This window comes from Pseudoalteromonas rhizosphaerae (assembly GCF_028885455.1).
Classification (GTDB): domain Bacteria; phylum Pseudomonadota; class Gammaproteobacteria; order Enterobacterales; family Alteromonadaceae; genus Pseudoalteromonas; species Pseudoalteromonas rhizosphaerae.
In genome coordinates, this window is record NZ_CP118496.1 from 1,497,702 (window position 1) to 1,515,920 (window position 18,219).

At 39.0% G+C, this 18,219-nt stretch carries 14 protein-coding genes and 5 tRNA genes; 14 read left to right on the plus strand and 5 right to left on the minus strand.

Annotated features, from left to right (window positions below; translation table 11 throughout):
- Positions 1-3 precede the first annotated feature (3 nt).
- Positions 4-1,530 (plus strand): amidophosphoribosyltransferase, encoded by a 1,527-nt coding sequence (purF, locus tag PVK79_RS06305; protein WP_145241490.1) that lies wholly within the window; start codon positions 4-6, stop codon positions 1,528-1,530.
- A gap of 114 nt (positions 1,531-1,644) precedes the next feature.
- Here the strand turns inward: purF and PVK79_RS06310 are convergent, their stop codons facing one another.
- Positions 1,645-2,244 (minus strand): Yip1 family protein, encoded by a 600-nt coding sequence (locus PVK79_RS06310; RefSeq protein ID WP_145241488.1) that lies wholly within the window; start codon positions 2,242-2,244, stop codon positions 1,645-1,647.
- Between the two features lie 251 nt (positions 2,245-2,495).
- On the opposite strand from PVK79_RS06310, the gene miaE reads away from it, so the two are divergent.
- The 3 genes from miaE (at position 2,496) to PVK79_RS06325 (ending at position 7,603) form a co-directional block, all read left to right on the plus strand.
- The gene (miaE, locus tag PVK79_RS06315) at positions 2,496-3,266 is read left to right on the plus strand and encodes a tRNA isopentenyl-2-thiomethyl-A-37 hydroxylase MiaE (RefSeq protein ID WP_257325525.1); all 771 of its coding nucleotides are present in this window, start codon (positions 2,496-2,498) and stop codon (positions 3,264-3,266) included.
- Positions 3,267-3,465: 199 nt separating this feature from the next.
- The gene (locus PVK79_RS06320) at positions 3,466-5,691 is read left to right on the plus strand and encodes an EAL domain-containing response regulator (protein ID WP_182779374.1); all 2,226 of its coding nucleotides are present in this window, start codon (positions 3,466-3,468) and stop codon (positions 5,689-5,691) included.
- Complete coding sequence (locus tag PVK79_RS06325) at positions 5,684-7,603, plus strand: sensor histidine kinase (protein WP_257325526.1); 1,920 nt, start codon at positions 5,684-5,686, stop codon at positions 7,601-7,603. Before PVK79_RS06320 ends, PVK79_RS06325 begins: the two co-directional genes overlap by 8 nt.
- Before the next feature lie 48 nt (positions 7,604-7,651).
- On the opposite strand, the gene PVK79_RS06330 is transcribed toward PVK79_RS06325, so the two are convergent.
- The 3 genes from PVK79_RS06330 to PVK79_RS06340 form a co-directional block, all read right to left on the minus strand.
- Positions 7,652-8,431, minus strand: coding sequence for a substrate-binding periplasmic protein (locus PVK79_RS06330; RefSeq protein ID WP_257325527.1), 780 nt, complete (start codon positions 8,429-8,431; stop codon positions 7,652-7,654).
- A gap of 47 nt (positions 8,432-8,478) precedes the next feature.
- Positions 8,479-9,222, minus strand: coding sequence for a UDP-2,3-diacylglucosamine diphosphatase (locus PVK79_RS06335; RefSeq protein WP_182718149.1), 744 nt, complete (start codon positions 9,220-9,222; stop codon positions 8,479-8,481).
- A gap of 89 nt (positions 9,223-9,311) precedes the next feature.
- Positions 9,312-9,803 carry a peptidylprolyl isomerase gene (locus tag PVK79_RS06340; RefSeq protein ID WP_145241476.1) on the minus strand — a complete coding sequence of 164 codons (492 nt, stop codon included), beginning with the start codon at positions 9,801-9,803 and terminating at the stop codon, positions 9,312-9,314.
- A gap of 150 nt (positions 9,804-9,953) precedes the next feature.
- On the opposite strand from PVK79_RS06340, the gene cysS reads away from it, so the two are divergent.
- The gene (gene cysS / locus PVK79_RS06345) at positions 9,954-11,333 is read left to right on the plus strand and encodes a cysteine--tRNA ligase (protein WP_257325528.1); all 1,380 of its coding nucleotides are present in this window, start codon (positions 9,954-9,956) and stop codon (positions 11,331-11,333) included.
- A gap of 183 nt (positions 11,334-11,516) precedes the next feature.
- Positions 11,517-12,407: a DMT family transporter gene (locus tag PVK79_RS06350; RefSeq protein ID WP_182732579.1), complete on the plus strand. Its 891-nt coding sequence runs from the start codon at positions 11,517-11,519 to the stop codon at positions 12,405-12,407.
- A gap of 66 nt (positions 12,408-12,473) precedes the next feature.
- Here PVK79_RS06350 and folD read toward each other — a convergent pair whose 3' ends face one another.
- On the minus strand, positions 12,474-13,328 hold the full coding sequence (gene folD, locus PVK79_RS06355; RefSeq protein WP_145241470.1) for a bifunctional methylenetetrahydrofolate dehydrogenase/methenyltetrahydrofolate cyclohydrolase FolD: 855 nt from the start codon (positions 13,326-13,328) through the stop codon (positions 12,474-12,476).
- Between the two features lie 348 nt (positions 13,329-13,676).
- On the opposite strand from folD, the gene PVK79_RS06360 reads away from it, so the two are divergent.
- The 8 genes from PVK79_RS06360 to clpX all read left to right on the plus strand — a co-directional run bounded on the left by PVK79_RS06360 (position 13,677) and on the right by clpX (position 18,202).
- Positions 13,677-13,753, plus strand: a tRNA-Pro gene (locus tag PVK79_RS06360).
- Positions 13,754-13,883: 130 nt separating this feature from the next.
- A tRNA-Arg gene (locus PVK79_RS06365) sits at positions 13,884-13,960 on the plus strand.
- A 23-nt stretch (positions 13,961-13,983) separates the two neighbouring features.
- A tRNA-His gene (locus PVK79_RS06370) sits at positions 13,984-14,059 on the plus strand.
- A gap of 15 nt (positions 14,060-14,074) precedes the next feature.
- Positions 14,075-14,151: transfer RNA gene (locus tag PVK79_RS06375), tRNA-Pro, on the plus strand.
- A gap of 70 nt (positions 14,152-14,221) precedes the next feature.
- Positions 14,222-14,298 (plus strand) — tRNA-Pro (locus tag PVK79_RS06380).
- 398 nt (positions 14,299-14,696) lie between these two features.
- Positions 14,697-16,001 carry a trigger factor gene (gene tig, locus PVK79_RS06385; RefSeq protein ID WP_257325529.1) on the plus strand — a complete coding sequence of 435 codons (1,305 nt, stop codon included), beginning with the start codon at positions 14,697-14,699 and terminating at the stop codon, positions 15,999-16,001.
- 164 nt (positions 16,002-16,165) lie between these two features.
- On the plus strand, positions 16,166-16,783 hold the full coding sequence (gene clpP / locus PVK79_RS06390; RefSeq protein ID WP_145241466.1) for an ATP-dependent Clp endopeptidase proteolytic subunit ClpP: 618 nt from the start codon (positions 16,166-16,168) through the stop codon (positions 16,781-16,783).
- Positions 16,784-16,918: 135 nt separating this feature from the next.
- Positions 16,919-18,202: an ATP-dependent protease ATP-binding subunit ClpX gene (clpX, locus tag PVK79_RS06395; protein ID WP_145241464.1), complete on the plus strand. Its 1,284-nt coding sequence runs from the start codon at positions 16,919-16,921 to the stop codon at positions 18,200-18,202.
- The last annotated feature ends 17 nt before the right edge of the window (positions 18,203-18,219 follow it).

The window sequence follows — 18,219 nt, forward strand, 5'->3', positions numbered from 1 at the left end:
TTCATGTGTGGTATCGTTGGAATAGTCGGAACATCTCCTGTAAATCAGGCGATTTATGATGGCTTAACTGTTTTGCAACACCGTGGCCAAGATGCCGCGGGCATCATTACCATTGAAAACAACACCTTTAGTTTACGCAAAGCAAATGGCTTAGTGAAAGATGTATTTCACACCCGTCATATGAAGCGTTTACAAGGCACTATTGGTATCGGCCATGTACGCTATCCGACAGCAGGTTCTTCTAGCTCGTCTGAAGCGCAGCCGTTCTATGTTAACTCACCGTTCGGTATTGCTTTAGCACACAACGGTAACTTAACCAATGCAGAGCAGCTTAAAGAGCAATTGTTCTGTGAAGCACGTCGCCACGTTAACACAACCTCAGATTCTGAAATTTTACTTAACATCATGGCTCATGAATTAAGTAAACCAAATAAACTACATCTTGACCCTGAAGATATTTTTAACGGTATCACCGAAGTTATAAATAAAGTTCAAGGCGGTTATGCCACCATCGCTATGGTAATTGGCCATGGTATTATCGCGTTTCGTGACCCAAATGGTATTCGTCCATTAGTGTTTGGTAAACGTGAAACTGCAAATGGCACCGAGTATATGTTTGCCTCTGAAAGCGTTGCGTTAAAAACTGATGGTTTTGAATTTGTGCGTGATGTCGCTCCTGGTGAAGCGATATATGTTACTGAAGGCGGTGAGTTTTACTCACAAACATGCGCAGATAAAGTATCTTATTCGCCATGTATCTTTGAATTTGTTTACTTTGCACGTCCAGACTCAAATATCGATCGCATGTCTGTTTACGCTACACGTGTAAATATGGGCACTAAGCTTGGCGAAAAAATTGCTCGCGAATGGGCTGATAAAGATATTGATGTTGTTATTCCAATCCCAGAAACATCATGTGATGTGGCATTGGAAATCGCCCGCGTACTTAATCTGCCATATCGCCAAGGGTTTGTTAAAAACCGTTACATTGGTCGTACGTTTATCATGCCTGGTCAGGAAATGCGTAAAAAGTCAGTACGTCAAAAGCTCAATGCAATTGACCGTGAGTTTAAAGGTAAAAACGTATTACTAGTTGATGACTCGATTGTACGTGGCACTACTTCAGCACAAATTGTTGAAATGGCGCGTGAGTCTGGTGCTAAAAACGTTTACTTTGCTTCTGCTGCACCTGAAATTCGCTTTCCGAACGTGTATGGTATTGATATGCCATCTGCGGCTGAGTTGATTGCCCATGGACGTGAAGTTGAAGATATCAATGCAAGCATTGGCTCAGATGGTTTGATTTTCCAATCGTTACCTGATTTGATTGCTGCCGTAGCGCAGGAAAACCCAGAAATTACACGATTTGAAACATCAGTATTTGATGGCCAATATATTACCGGTGGTATCGATCAGAATTATTTGAATCGTATTGAACAGCTGCGTAATGATTCGGCAAAAAGTAGTCGTGAAAGTGCCATGTCTTCTGGTTTAGAGTTACATAATCAAGAAGAAAACGGCTCAGATTAATCTCTGCCTAGCGAAATAAAAAAGGAGCTAAATTTAGCTCCTTTTTTGCGAAGGAAAGAAAATAATAACACTACTTTATACTACATTTTACAGCTTCTAACGTTGAACTAGGTATCATGTAAAGGTTGGACTTACGATACCGTTGGTCCACAATATGGCGGTGACAGCTAAAATAATCACCAGTAAAATTAGTCCGCAAGTTACCACAGAGCTTGCGTAAATAAAGCCACGCTCTTGCGGTATATGCATCAAAATGGGCACACCGGTATACAGTAAGTAGACCGAATAGCCTAAAGCGACCAAACCCACACATACAACAAACCATAGTTCTGGCCAAAATGCCGCTAGTGCAGACATAAATACTGGTGTTGAAGTATACGCTGCAAGTTCTAAGGTTTGGGTAAAGGTTGGTTCTGCACCAAAAGTAACAGCCATCCAATGTGCTAAATAAGCCAGCGCAAACACACCCACAATTAAAGCGCCATACATAGCTGCAGCAATCAGTATTGCACTATCGTGGGTTAAAAATACCGGATTACCAGCCCCGATACTCCAGCCTAAATAAACCGATGAGTAATAACCCATTGCAGATGGAAACAACGCTATAAGTAATATATGTGATAGGCTATATGTTAAGCTCTCGTGGCGGTTATCTATTGTTTGCCACTCTTCGAGTGGATGGGCATATATGCCCCAAAGATGGTTTAGTATCATAATTGTGTGCCCCATGAAAAGGAATTAGTTCGCTGTTTTATTTTTATACAGCTTGTATTAAGTTATGGTTCAGTAATGGGGTCTTGTCAAGAAACACCAATGAGAGACGAAAGCAAAAAAATCAGCGGGGATATATTTAACTAGAGTTCGGGTTATTTAATTAATCAAACCCCCAGCTTTGTTTTATTATCAGTCATTTTTCATGATAAAATCATTTTCTTAATGATAGATACTAATGAGCAACTCCCTTCGTGCCACATAGCAAACTTTTAGAACCGATTAAGCAATTTTTACGTTGTGAAACCCCTTTAGGGTGGATTGATGAAGCCACTAAAAAAGAAAACCTAGCGGTTATTTTAATTGATCATCTCATCTGTGAGCTTAAAGCCGCGCAATCTGCGATGTTTTTAATTCGTAAATATGCCGTGGATAAACAAAGCAGCGATGCCTTGCTTGAGTGGCTAAAGCCGTTTGAAACGCTGATATACAAACGTGAAGGGAATTGGCGCGATCTTGCGGCTAAAAACAAACTGACTAAAGCAGTGATCCCAAAATCTGATTCAGCTTATGGGCAAGATTTGGTTGATAAAATGGTGATGTTGATCAAAGAAGAGCTGCACCACTTTTATCAAGTATTAGAGATCATGGATGAGTACGGTATTGAGTATCAAATTATTACGCCGTGTCGTTATGCTAAGGGTATGCTAAGACATGTAAAAACCTTTGAGCCAGATGCACTGGTCGATAAGCTCATAGTCGGTGCTTACATCGAAGCTCGTTCGTGCGAGCGTTTTGCCGCGCTTGCACCCCATGTAGATAAGCGTTTAGGTGATTTTTATATTTCGTTATTGCGCTCTGAGGCACGCCATTACCAAGACTATTTAACTCTTGCCCAAGAAATTGCTGGTTTTGATATTACCGAGCGGGTTAAAGAGTTTGGTGAAATTGAAGCGCAGTTAATTACATCTTGTGATGACGATTTTAAGTTTCACAGTGGTACGCCGGTAAATAAAAGCGCTTAACGAGCACCAACATGTGCAACAGCTTTTCAAATCATGCTGTAGCACATACTTTATTATCAAAAGTGTTTTTAAATTAGACACATCAAAAACTCTCACCTAATATTTAAAGCAAGTTAAATTTTTATTTATCAGTTATTTTATTGCTTTGCAATGCATTGTAAATGAAAGGCCATTGCTATTATTATTTTGGTGGGTATATATGGATGAGAATGAGGGATTATTTGTATTTTCTGCTGAGGAAGAGTTAGTAAATACCGACCTTAAAGTATGGAAAATTTTAACTGTTGAGGATGATCTCGATTATCAACACGCATTAATTAATAGCTTAAAAGAATTAAAGGCCAAAGAAGGCTACAAATATGAGTTATTAGCGGCCAACTCAGTACCAGAAGCTGCGCTTGCTTTAAGTATGCACCCAGATATAGCACTTGTTTTTATCGATGTGGTTATGGAAGAAGATGACTCCGGACTGCGTTTGGTTAATACCATCAGAGAAGTGATTGGCAACGCTGAAATGCGTATCGTGTTACTAACAGGGCAGCCCGGTTTCGCCCCTGAAACCGATGTGATGAAAATGCTCGATATTGATGAGTACTGGAATAAGTCTGACATTTCTGCACAAAAGCTTGAATCAATCGTTAATAGTAATATGCGAACTTGGCAATATATTTCGCAAATAAAAGCAGCTAAACAAGGTTTGCAACTTGTGCTAGATGCATCAAGGAGCATTAATAGCAAACATGATATGGGCTCATACTCTGCTGCGGTGCTGCAAGAGCTAAGTAATATTTTAAAAATATCAGAGGGAGGCGGCATCCTTTGCTCAAGTAATCTAGACAAAGATGCTGGTGCTGTAATTCTGACTACTAACGGCTGCTTTAATGGTATGAAAGGGCAAAAAGTAGATAGCAATTTACTGGCCGATATGTACGATGACTTCCAGCTAGCTATTCAAGAAAAACGTCATGTTTTTTCAAATCAGCATAGTATATTTTTCTTTGAAGCAACCATTGCTGAAGGCACTCACTATATTACCCTGGTAAAATCAGATAACCCCATTAGTGAAGAAAATGAATATTTATTAAAAGTATTTAGTGAAAACGTAAGTAGCGGGTTTGCTAATATTTCATTATTAAATAGATTAACCGAGCTTGCCTATACTGATGTTTCATTAAATTTACAGAATAGAAACTGGTTAACTCGCGAAATTAAAAATATGAACGTATATGAGCAATCAAAAATGCGTTTGATTATTTTTGATATTTACCAGTTTGATGAAAAAGCTTTTACCTTTGGTTACGATTTTTGTAAAAAAATCATAAAACTCGTTCATAAAAGTATTGTAGATGTTTTTTCAATGTATGACCCCAGAATTGCGATTATTAGTAATCGTAGTTTTGGCATGCTCATCAATGTTGATTTTGATATTGCCGATGATATTACTCATTTTCATAATAAACAAAAGTACGAAATTGAAAATGTTAAGCAATTTATTGACGTAAGAGTATTGGAGTTAAAGTTAAGTTGCGCATCAAATATTACTCCCGAAAAAGTAATTAGCCTAGCAGAGTCGAGTTTAAATTACATGCAAGTAACTCAAACGAAGTTTATTTTGCATACTGATGAAAAGACAGTCGCAATAACAAGGCGTTATGAGTTGATGGCGCGCCTTAGGACGGCTATTAGTACCAAAGAATTGCGTGTCGCTTTACAGCCAAAAATGTGCCTGAAAACATTAAAACCAATTGGTTTTGAAGCGCTAGCTAGATGGCAGTTGGCTGATGGCAGCTTTGTAAATCCAGAAGAATTTATAGAGCTTGCTGAAACCGCTGGTTTAATTAATGAGCTTGATAATGTTATTTTTGAAAAAATACTACAAACTATTAATCAACTAAAAAGCTGTGGCATAAACTTACCCATTGCATTTAACGCATCATCTTATGACTTGATCGAGCCTTCTTACTTTGAGTCTATCAAAAGTCGGATTGAGGAATATAAAGTATCTCCCTCGATGCTGGAACTTGAAGTGACAGAAACGCAAGCGATCAGTAATTACAATTTCATTAAAGAGGCTTTATTACGGTTTATGGACTTGGGTATTAAAGTAAGTATTGATGACTTTGGTACGGGTTACTCGTCGTTAGCGCATATAAATGAAATACCGTCGAATGCGATAAAAATTGATCGCTACTTTGTCAGTAACCTTGAGCATAATATAAATAATCAATACATGATAAAAATGATCATTAGTCTCGCAAAGCAATTTGATTTTAAAATTATAGCTGAGGGTGTTGAAAACGAGTTTGAGGTGCAATGGTTAAAACAAGCTGGTTGTGAAATGGCCCAAGGTTACTTTTTTTCAAAACCGCTATTTTATGATGATTTACTGATCTGGTTAGCACAGTTTGATAATGTAAATGACTAAAAAAAGTAACTCATTTTATAGCGACAAAAAAGGCGTACTCATAAAGTCGCTGTTTATTTTATTTGTTGCGATATTAATTGGCTGGCTGGTGTACGAGCAAGTTTATCAGTCAAAAGTAACCATAATAAAAGAGCGCCAAGATGAAAAACTAGTGCTTGTGAGTACTGATTTATCTAAAGAGCTAAGCAGTATTAAAAAACTCACTCAGCTGTTAGCAAATGGCCAAGTATTAAAAAGTAATACAGGTTTAAATACATTGAGCGCTCAACAAAGCGACAAGCTCATAAATGATTATTTTTTAAATTTTGCTTCTGTATCAACCAATATCTCACAAATACGTTGGCTTGAACGCAGTGGTAAAGAACGTTATAGAATTAATTTCAGCAATAAAAAAAGCGAAATTGTTGAGGTATCACAATTACAAAATAAGAAAAATCGTTATTATTTTAAAGAAGGGATGTTAGTTGCACCACCGAATACATTTATTTCAGAAATTGATTTAAATATTGAGCGTGGAAAAGTTGTTGTCCCGCATGAGCCAACAATTAGGGTGACTTACAGAACGCAAGGTGGTGATTATTTAATAGATGGCTTGTTAGTAGTGAATTTTAATCTGGATTATTTATTTAGTAATATTCGACAATATGATGAAAAAAACACCCAAGTAAATATTCTAAATCATGATGGTTATTGGTTGTATAATAAGGATCCCGCATTACAGTTTGGGTTTATGTATAATCAAGTTAATAACTCGCTAGCAAATAACTCTCCAGCGCTTTGGCAACATATCATTAAACATGACGTACAAAGCACCTCACGTATTTTTCATGACAGTTTATATACTTTCAGGCGATTCTCTATTGTTTCACTACGTGAATCAACACAAAGAACCGCAGATTCAGATAAAGAGATTATTATACTTATCGGTAGCCCTAAAGAGCTGCTGTATAATGCAAAAATGACTGCTTTTCAATATGCTGCTCTGTGTAGTGTTGTTTTATGTATTTGCGGTTTTGGTTTTAGTTACCGTGAATATTTATTCCAACAGCAACTAATTACTTTATCTTATAAACTACAGCGTGAAAAAGTAGAGTTAGATAGCGTCAACAAACAGCTCGATTTAACTATAAGGCAGCAGCAGCAATTACAAACAAGCTTACTCGAAGCTCGAAAACTATCGTCTTTAGGGTTGTTGGTGGCGGGGGTTGCTCATGAGATGAATACACCCATCGGTGGTGCTATTATCTCTGTGTCTAACGCGAATGTGGTTATTAATAAGTTGAGTGACGCGATAAAAACCGGATTAACTAAATCGCAATTAGATAAAAGCACACAGAGCATTGAGGAAAATTTAGGGTTAGCTAAAATTAATTTAAATAAGGCAGCGGTATTAGTTAAAAGTTTTAAAAAAATGGCGATAGACCGTCATAATGATGATGTCATCACATGTAATATAAGAAAAATAACTGAAGATTTACTGATCTCCCTTAATTCAAGATTAAAAAACTCAAACGTAAAAGTGAAAACCTTAGTTGATACTGACCAAGATATAAAAAGCCGACCAGGAATTATTTCCCAAGTGATAGAAAACCTGATAATGAATGCATTAACCCACGGGTTTGCAAAAAATCAAGTTGGTGAAATTGAAATAAAAATAGCACAAGCGGCTAGTCAATCCATTAAATTAACCATTTCAGATAGTGGTGTTGGGATTAAAGAGGATTCTCAACAGTTCATATTTGAGCCTTTTTATACCTCGGCTCGTGGTATTGGCAATACTGGGCTTGGCTTATATATGGTGCACCAATGGGTTACACAAATTTTGCAGGGGGAAATTAAACTACAGTCCAATCCACACTCTACAGAGCGCTTTAAAACTGAGTTTACTATTACTATACCCAAACTATCTTAAGATGCAGAATTCGTTGCTTGGAGTGATAGTCATATAAGCATTTGTGTTTTAACGTTTTAAAAATTGTAGGTATTGCTCAGTCTTAGCTTCTGAAAAGCCATGGCGTAGGAGAACTTGTGCGGCCTCACCATTATTTACAATGGTGTTGAAACCGTTTTCTAATTGTATTAATTGTTGCTTACTTTGCACAGCAGATTTGGAAAAAATAATATATAGGTAGTGGGACGCTAAATGAGGAGGGATATATACGATTGACTGTCCTGTTTGTAATTGTGGATGATTGTTTAACCAGTACTCACCGACTTCTTTGGTACCAGCTACTAAATCAACGCGGCCAAGCTGTAACACGCGTAAGCTGCTGATCAAGTCATTAGTCGCTGTAACAGCTAAATTATGTTCACTACTAAAACCCTCGCTAACTATATAATTACTACCTTTACTTATGCTGTATGGCTGTAATGACGTTAAACTGCCATCGTAATTTATTTTGCTACTTTTTCGTTTAAATAATCCAGTAAATGACTTTGCTAATGGTCGTGAATAGTGGAATGTTTTTTCTCGCTCGGCGCTATAATAAGCCCCTAAAAGAGCTGTTCGCTTATTTTTTTCAAGTAATCTTAGTGCACGAGCCCAAGTTGTAAACTCAATGCTAGCTTCAATATCTTGGCTTGCTAATGCAGTAATAATAATATCAGCTAACCAACCTTGTTGCGGCAGTTGCTCTGAAAAATACGGGGGAAAAGGCTCGGTAACAAAAAGCCATTTATCTTGGCTGTATGTATGGCCTGCGTAAAATAAACAAATAAGTATGAAAAATAATTTAAGCATTACGACCAGTACTAAAAACGATCAATATCGTAAGCGTAGACAATATTTTATATTTGTGCGAATGGTTCACTCACTAGTTCTTGTGTCTGTGCGGTAACAACTAAATAAGAGCCTTGAGTATACCAATCACCCAGCACTGTGCGAGTGAGTGTTTGCTTATCTACTTCATAATGATGCACATTAGGGCGATGGGTATGGCCATGGATCATATGTTTTACTTGGTGTTTTGCAAATGTTGCTAGTACCGCTTGTTCAGTAACATCTAATATTTCAAGCGCTTTACCGGTTTGATTTTGCTTTGATTTTTCTCTGGCATTTTGCGCAACTTTACGACGATACCAAAGTGGCATAGCAAGCATTAATCTTGGCCACCACCAACTGCGGCCTTTTTTACGAAACTTTTGATATTCAATATCTTGTGTGCACATTTCATCGCCATGCAAAATGACAGTGGGAGTGCCATATAAGTCAATTACCAGCTGTTCGGGTAATAAAGTCATTCCTGCTTGTTTGGCGTATTTATCGCGCATAATGAAATCACGATTGCCATGCACAAAATATACTGGGGTGCCGTTATCACTCACTACTTTTAAATGCTTTGCAACTTCAGTTGAGAGTGCAGTTACATAGTCATCACCAACCCATACTTCAAAAAAGTCACCAAGTATATATAGCGCGTCTACATCCTTATTAATAATATGCGTATCTAAAAACTGATAAAAAGCTGCACTGATATCTGGGCGATTTTCACTTAAATGGAGGTCGGCAATAAAGTAGGTTTGGCGAGTCATAGGTAAGTCTTTTAAAAATAAATAAAGCGGGCATATACGTATAGCATAGATACCCGCTAAAACGCCACGTTACGTGGGTAAGCGTACTATTAGTTTACAGTTACGCTTGTGATGATAACGTCATCAAGAGGTACGTCTTGATGAAAGCCTGTGCTACCTGTAGCAACGGCTTTAATTTTTTCTACTACGTCCATGCCTTCAACAACTTCAGCAAATACACAGTAACCCCAGCCTTGAGATGTTTCGCTGCTGAAGTTTAAGAAGTCATTGTTATTCACGTTAATGAAAAACTGTGCTGTTGCTGAATGTGGATCAGGAGTACGTGCCATAGCAAGTGTACCAATCTTATTAGAAAGGCCATTGTTTGCTTCATTTTGAATAGGATCATGCACTTCTTTTTGTGTCATACCTGGTTCAAAACCACCGCCTTGTACCATGAAACCATCAATTACACGGTGAAAAATAGTGCCGTCGTAAAAGCCTGCGTTAGCATACTGTAAAAAGTTTTTAACTGTGTTTGGCGCATCTTCTTTGAGCATGTTAATGGTGATATCACCAAAATTTGTGTGTAGAACAACCATGTGGTTTCCTATTAGCTGATTTATTTGCCGCTATTTTATCTTAGTTAGCTAAGATTAACAAAGTGCTTATTCAATTGATAAAGCGCTAGAGCAGGGGCTTTTCAAGTGTTAACATAGCGATTCAAGTAAATAGTCAAGGACTTAAAATAAATGGTAAATATATACAACACACTCACGCGTCAAAAAGAGCAATTTAAACCTATGGTCGACGGCAAGATCGACATGTATGTGTGTGGTATCACCATTTATGATTATTGTCACATTGGTCATGCCCGCACATTTGTTAGCTTTGACGTGATCGTACGTTATCTTCGTCACATTGGTTATGATTTAAAGTATGTACGCAATATCACCGATGTTGATGACAAAATCATTAAGCGTGCGAATGAAAATGGCGAAGCGATTAATGACTTAACTGTGCGTATGACAAAAGCAATGCATGAAGATTTTGATAGTCTAAACATGTTGCGTCCAGACATTGAACCTACAGTCACAGGTCATATGGACGAAATTATCGAAATGGTTGAACGACTAGTTACTAAAGGCCACGCCTATGTTGCAGCCGACGGCGATGTTTTATTCGACGTCTCAACGTTTGAGCAATACGGTGCATTGTCACAGCAAGATTTAACTATGCTACAAGCCGGTTCGCGTGTTGAAGTAGCACAAGATAAAGATGATCCACTTGATTTTGTGTTATGGAAAAAAGCCAAAACGGGTGAACCATCATGGATATCACCGTGGGGCGAAGGTCGTCCAGGTTGGCATATTGAATGTTCGGCAATGAGCTCAAAGCATTTAGGTGAGCATTTTGATATTCATGGCGGTGGTTCAGACTTACAGTTTCCACACCATGAAAATGAGATTGCGCAATCATGCTGTGCAAATAACGGCAAGTACGTCAATACCTGGATCCATACGGGTATGGTACAAGTAAATAAAGAGAAGATGTCAAAATCATTAGACAACTTCTTTACTGTTCGTGATGTACTTAAAGAATATGATGCTGAATCGGTTCGTTATTTTTTAATTTCTGGTCATTACCGCAGCCAGTTAAATTACTCGCAAGAGAACTTAGATCAAGCACGTTCGTCGCTTGAGCGTATTTATACGGCACTTCGTGGTGTTGAGCCTATCAGTTGTGATTTAGCAACAAATGAACATGTGGCTAAATTTAGAAAAGCAATGGATGACGACTTTAATACACCAGAAGCATTACCGGTGTTATTTGAATTAGCCAAAGAGCTAAACCGTGTAAAAGACGTTGATGCTGAGCAAGCGGGTAAGTTAGCATTTGTACTGCGCAGTCTTGGGGAAGTGTTAGGGGTTGCTCAACAAGCACCAGAGGCATTTTTACAAGGTGGCCAAGCAGATGACGAAGTTGCCCAAATAGAAGCGTTAATAGTTAAGCGTAATAAAGCGCGCGCGAGTAAAGATTGGGCTGCGGCTGATGAAGCGCGTGATGCTTTAAATGCACTTGGGGTGATACTGGAAGACTCTGCAGGTAAAACTACATGGCGTAAAGCGTAATTAATTACCTTACTAGTGCCAGTCAAATAGGCATTGCTGAATAAGACGTATTTTAGTAAGTATTGTATTAGTAAGTATTACAAAGGGTTGCCAATTTGGCAGCCTTTTTATTTTTTCTAGCTTGACCTCAACTTAACCTTAGGTTTTACCTTTGCGTTTCTTAGTTATTTTGAAAGGAATGAAATGAATATTTTTCTTGCCATGATCCCTGCTTTTTTATGGGGCACCACCTATGCGGTCACTAAATATGCCACCCCAGATTGGCCGCCAATATTACTTGGCGCGTTGCGAGCATTACCTGCGGGTTTACTGTTATTTGTGCTTAAACCATCATGGCCTAAAGCAAAACAGTGGCGCGGTTTAGTATTATTAGCTGTGGTTAATATTGCCCTGTTTTTTAGTTTTATTTTTATTATGGCGGTTAATTTACCAGCGGCAATTGCCGGTGTTGGTATGGTCTCTGTGCCTGTGGTTGCGTTGATTTATGCGTGGGTTTTTAAAAAGCAGCGTCCAGCGTTTTTGCAATCGGTGTGCGCACTTATATTAGTGATTTTGGCTTGGCGATTATTTGATCCCCAGCATGTCACGATTAATGCCTTAGGAGTATTCGCTTTAATTGGTGCGTTGTTAACAATTGTTGTTGGTAGTACTTTAGTGCAAAAAATGTCTACCCACACTCATTGGTGGACGGTATTAACATGGCAGCTGATCATTGGCGGATCATTGTTATCATTAGTAGCAATGACTCAAGCTATTTACTTTGATCCACAACAATATCAAGTACTTGCTAATGGTGTCAGTTCAATACAGTGGCTTGCATTATTTTGGTTAATTGTGCCAAATACAGCGCTTGCGTATATCTTGTATGTTTGGTTACTTGGCCGCATGACGGTGGTTGAGTTTACTTTCGGTACGATTGCTAATCCGATCGCAGGTATTATTTGCGCCGTTGTATTACTAAGTGAGCACTATCAAGTTTGGCAATATACGATAATGGTTTTAATGATTTTCTTCTCTGTGCTGCCGCAATTGTTAAAGCTAACACGGCGCCAGCGCTCAGCTAAAATAGTCTAACAAATAACAATAAAGGGTTGCTAAACAGCAACCCTTGTTAATTCTTGATGCGACGTTAGAGGCTAATTAGCTATGGTATTTTTCACAGGCCTCAAGAGTATTTTCAATCAAGCTTGCTACTGTCATTGGGCCAACGCCGCCAGGTACTGGCGTGATGAAATGTGCTTTTTGTTCAGCGATATCATACTGTACGTCACCGACTAATTTGCCGCTATCTAAACGATTAATGCCTACATCGATCACAATTGCACCTTCTTTAACCCAATCCCCAGGAATAAACTCAGGTTTACCAACTGCAACAACTAACAGATCAGCACGGCGTACATGAGTTTCTAAATCTTGCGTAAATTTATGACACACAGTGGTTGTACAACCAGCAAGTAATAGTTCCAATGCCATAGGACGACCAACAATATTTGAAGCGCCAACAACAACTGCATGCATGCCTTTGTATTTTACACCGGTCGAATCAAGCAGTGTAATAATACCTTTTGGCGTACAAGGGCGAAGAGCAGGCATACGCTGTGCTAAACGGCCAATGTTATAAGGATGAAAGCCGTCAACATCTTTGAGTGGAGTGATATGTTCAAGGATTCTTTCAACATCAAGACCAGCGGGAAGAGGAAGTTGTACTAAAATACCATCAACTTGTGCATCGTTATTGAGCTCATCAATTAAATCTAATAATGCTTGCTCGTTTGTATCTGCTGGTAAATCAAATGATTTAGAAATAAAGCCAACTTCTTCACAGGCTTTACGTTTTGAACCTACATAAACTTGGCTTGCAGGATCTTGCCCTACAAGTACAACTGCAAGTCCAGGTGCGCGCAAACCGTTTGCAACACGTTCACTTACTCTTTGTGCTACTGCACTGCGTACTTGTTTAGCTATTGCCTTACCATCGATGATGTTTGCCGTCATGGGTGACCTTTAATTGGGGTTAGTTAACTTAATACCGATACTTTAAAAACGAATGCATACAGAAATAGGGGTAATATAATGCTAATAAAGAACACGTTCTTTATTATTCGTTTTTAATATGCTTACTATTTTCGCAGAAAAGCGCTAATGCGCCAAGTTGCTTTTCTGATATACCCGCTAATTATATAAAACAGTTGAAATTTTAGCTGATCCTCACAATATTTAACCATTATGAACTAAAAATGACCGATTGATTTATTTTCTTAAAAAAAGGTTTGACCTGACACGGTCAAATCACTATTATGCACCCCGTTGTCAACGAGGTCACTCGCTAACAATAGTAAGCATCGGCGATTAGCGCAGTTTGGTAGCGCACTTGGTTTGGGTCCAAGGGGTCGCAGGTTCAAATCCTGCATCGCCGACCACTTTCTCAATTATAAAGAATGGTAATGATTGGTTTGGGTATGTCCCATGCAGTCACAGGTTAAATGCTGAAAAGCAGACCACTTTCTATTATAATAGATTGGCTTATTGGTAAACTATGAAGTTTTCGATGCGCCCATAGCTCAGCTGGATAGAGCAACGCCCTTCTAAGGCGTCGGTCGAAGGTTCGAATCCTTCTGGGTGCACCATTTGAAAACATGTAAATATAGCGGTGGTTGTAGCTCAGTTGGTAGAGCCCCGGATTGTGATTCCGGTTGTCGTGGGTTCGAGCCCCATCAGTCACCCCATTTACAAAAGAATATCGGCGATTAGCGCAGTTTGGTAGCGCACTTGGTTTGGGTCCAAGGGGTCGCAGGTTCAAATCCTGCATCGCCGACCACTTTCTCAAAAAGTGGTCTCAAATACAAAGTTTGAGTGTTCAATGAAAACGAGGTTTAATACTTCAATATCGGCGATTAGCGCAGTTTGGTAGCGCACTTGGTTTGGGTCCAAGGGGTCGCAGGTTCAAATCCTGCATCGCCGACCACTTTCTTAATATCTATAAAAATTCTAAAAATTATTTATTAACTTAAAATTTCATTTATTCTCTTCCTGATAGCTGATAGCTGATAGCTGATAGCTGATAGTTGATAGTTGATAGCTGATAGCTGATAGCTAAAACGCCTACTTTTCATTCGCTATGCTTGCTTAATCCGCTATCTGACCAAATAATTGCCCCCTAGACTCGACTATCATAAATATTAGGTTATAATGCCGCGTCTATTGTTTAACATAGTGCCCGAAGGGCAGAGCAGCATTGGTATCTTATAGTGAAGATGGGGTTGATAAGTCGCTTAAATGACTTTAAACGTGCCAAAACGCATAGTGATTACCGTGTTTGTAAGGAAGGCGAACAGTCGCCAAAATTGAAGATTGAGGTATATCATGCAAGTTTCTGTTGAGACGACTCAAGGCCTTGAGCGCCGTCTGACCATCACCGTTCCTGCAGAGAACGTTGAGACCGAAGTAAAAAAACGCTTACAACAACTGTCTAAAACCCAGCGTATTGATGGTTTCCGTCCTGGTAAAGTACCAACGTCTGTAATCAACAAACGTTACGGTGGCGCAGTTCGTCAGGAAGTTGCTGGTGAATTAATGCAACGTAATTACATCGAAGCAATCGTTTCTGAAAAAATTAACCCAGCTGGCGCACCAACATTTGCTCCTAAAGCACTTGAAGCGGGTAAAGATTTAGAGTTCTCAGCAACATTTGAAGTTTACCCTGAAGTTGAAGTTCAAGGTTTAGATAAAATTACTGTAGAAAAACCAGCTGTATCAGTTACTGATGAAGATTTAGCAAACATGCTAGAAACACTTCGTAAGCAACATGCATCATGGGCTGAAGTTGATGTGGCTGCTGGCGAAAAAGACCGTGTAACGGTTGATTTCGTAGGTACTATCGACGGTGAAGTATTCGAAGGCGGAAAAGCTGAAGACTTCCCATTAGAACTTGGTCAAGGTCGTATGATCCCAGGTTTTGAAGATAACATCGTAGGTAAAAAAGCAGGCGAGGAAGTTGTTTCTGACGTAACTTTCCCTGAAGATTACCATGCTGAAAATCTTAAAGGCAAAGCAGCTCAATTCACTATCACAGTGAAGAAAGTTGAAGCGCAAGAGCTACCTGAACTTAGCGAAGAATTCGCAACTAAGTTTGGTGTAACTGAAGGCGGTGTTGACGCTCTTAAAGAAGAAGTTAAAAAGAACATGACACGTGAACTTGACCAAGCGGTTAAAGCTAACGTGAAAGACCAAGCAATTAAAGGTCTTTTAGCTAACAACGAAATCGATGTGCCTAAAGCGCTAGTAGATCAAGAAATTGATGCACTACGTCAACAAGCTGCACAACGTTTTGGTGGCGACGCTAAAAACATGCCTGAGCTTCCAGCAGAGTTGTTCCATGAACAAGCAGTAACACGCGTTAAGACTGGCCTATTATTAGGTGAAGTAATTAAAGCGAACGAGATCAAAGTTGATGATTCAAAAGTTGAAGCATTAATTGCAACAGTGGCTTCTGCATACGAAGATCCAACTGAAGTTGTAGAATACTACAAAGCAAATGATCAACTTATGCAACAAATGCGTAATGTAGCAATGGAAGAGCAAGCTGTTGAAGCTATTTTAGCTAAAGCAAATGTAACTGACGTTGAAAAAGCATTTGATGACATCATGAATCCACAGCAAGGTGCTTAATAAGTCATTGACTTAAGCCCTCGCTAACGATTAAATGGCTCGTGTTACTCTGTATTATGCAGTGTGCCCGAGCCATTTTAGTTTGTGGCCTTCAATTTCGCCAAAAAATAACTATGCTTCCTTATAATAAGGATAAGTATAAGCGCATAAGGAATTAGATAAATATGAACACTGGTATTACAGATCCACTCAATGCATTAGTACCTATGGTTGTTGAACAAACAGCGAAAGGCGAGCGCTCGTATGATATTTATTCGAGACTATTAAAAGAGCGAATCATTTTTTTAACAGGTCAAGTTGAAGACAACATGGCTAATCTGATCTTAGCGCAAATGCTATTTTTAGAATCAGAAAACCCAGAAAAAGATATCTTTTTATATATTAATTCGCCAGGCGGTTCAGTGACTGCGGGTATGGCGATTTATGACACTATGAATTTCATTAAACCAGATGTAAGCACTATTTGTGTTGGCCAAGCGGCGAGCATGGGAGCATTTTTATTGACTGCTGGTGCAAAAGGCAAACGTTATTGTTTACCTAATTCACGCGTGATGATCCACCAACCATTAGGCGGTTTCCAAGGTCAAGCATCTGATTTTGAAATACACGCCAAAGAAATTTTGTCTATTAAAGATAAACTAAACCGTTTAATGGCAGAGCATACCGGCCAACCATTAGATGTGATTTCAAAAGATACAGACCGTGATAACTTCATGAGCGCCAGCCAAGCTGTTGATTATGGTTTAGTTGATGCGGTATTTACTAGTCGCGACAGCAAGTAACAAATACAAGCTGGTAACTAACAGTACTAGCTTGAGCTGTTTACACTGTGAAAACCAATATTTTTTGGTATAGTTAAGCGTATTAAAATAGCTGCTAAGTAGTTTGGCAGCCAACGAATAAGATGAGGTAGCTGAATGTCTGACACTCCTACAGACGGCGACAAAAGTAATAAATTGTTATACTGCTCTTTTTGTGGCAAAAGCCAGCATGAAGTTCGTAAGTTAATTGCTGGCCCTTCAGTATACATTTGTGATGAATGTGTTGAGCTATGCAACGACATTATCAGGGAAGAGATCAAAGACATTGCGCCAAAGCACAATACCTCTGATAAACTGCCTGCACCAAAAGAAATTCGTAATCATTTAGATGATTATGTTATTGGTCAAGATCACGCCAAAAAAGTACTGTCAGTAGCGGTTTACAATCACTACAAACGTTTGCGTAATCAAACCGGTAAAACGGATATTGAGTTAGGCAAAAGTAATATCTTACTTATTGGCCCAACCGGCAGTGGTAAAACATTATTAGCTGAAACATTAGCGCGTTTATTAGATGTGCCGTTTACAATGGCCGATGCAACCACACTAACTGAAGCTGGTTATGTGGGCGAAGATGTTGAAAACATCATCCAAAAGTTGCTACAAAAATGTGATTACGATGTAGAAAAAGCGCAACGCGGTATTGTTTACATTGATGAGATTGACAAAATTTCACGTAAATCTGATAACCCGTCGATCACTCGTGATGTATCTGGTGAGGGCGTGCAACAAGCACTGCTTAAACTAATTGAAGGTACTGTGGCATCTGTGCCACCACAAGGCGGACGTAAACACCCACAGCAAGAGTTTTTACAGGTAGACACCTCTAAAATCTTATTCATCTGTGGTGGCGCATTTTCTGGTCTTGATAAAGTGATTGAGCAGCGTAGCCATAAAAATACCGGTATCGGTTTTGGGGTTAACGTAAAAGAATCTGCGGCGAGCCGTTCTTTAAGTGAAACATTTAAAGATGTTGAGCCAGAAGATTTAGTGAAATATGGTTTGATCCCAGAATTCATCGGTCGTTTACCTGTTGTGGCAACCTTAACTGAACTCGATGAGTCGGCTTTAGTGCAAATATTAAATGAGCCTAAAAACGCCTTAACGAAACAGTACGGCGCATTATTTGGTATGGAAGACGTTGAACTTGAATTCCGTGATGATGCACTGCGTGCTATCGCTCATAAAGCGATGGAGCGTAAAACAGGTGCCCGTGGTCTTCGTTCAATCGTTGAAGCGGTGTTACTCGATACTATGTACGAACTTCCTTCAATGGAAAATGTCAGTAAAGTCGTGATTGACGAAACCGTGATCAAAGGTGAATCAGATCCTATTTTGATTTATCAAAGCGCTAGCCAAGATAAAGCAGCGTCTGAGTAAAATTTACTCATTTTGAT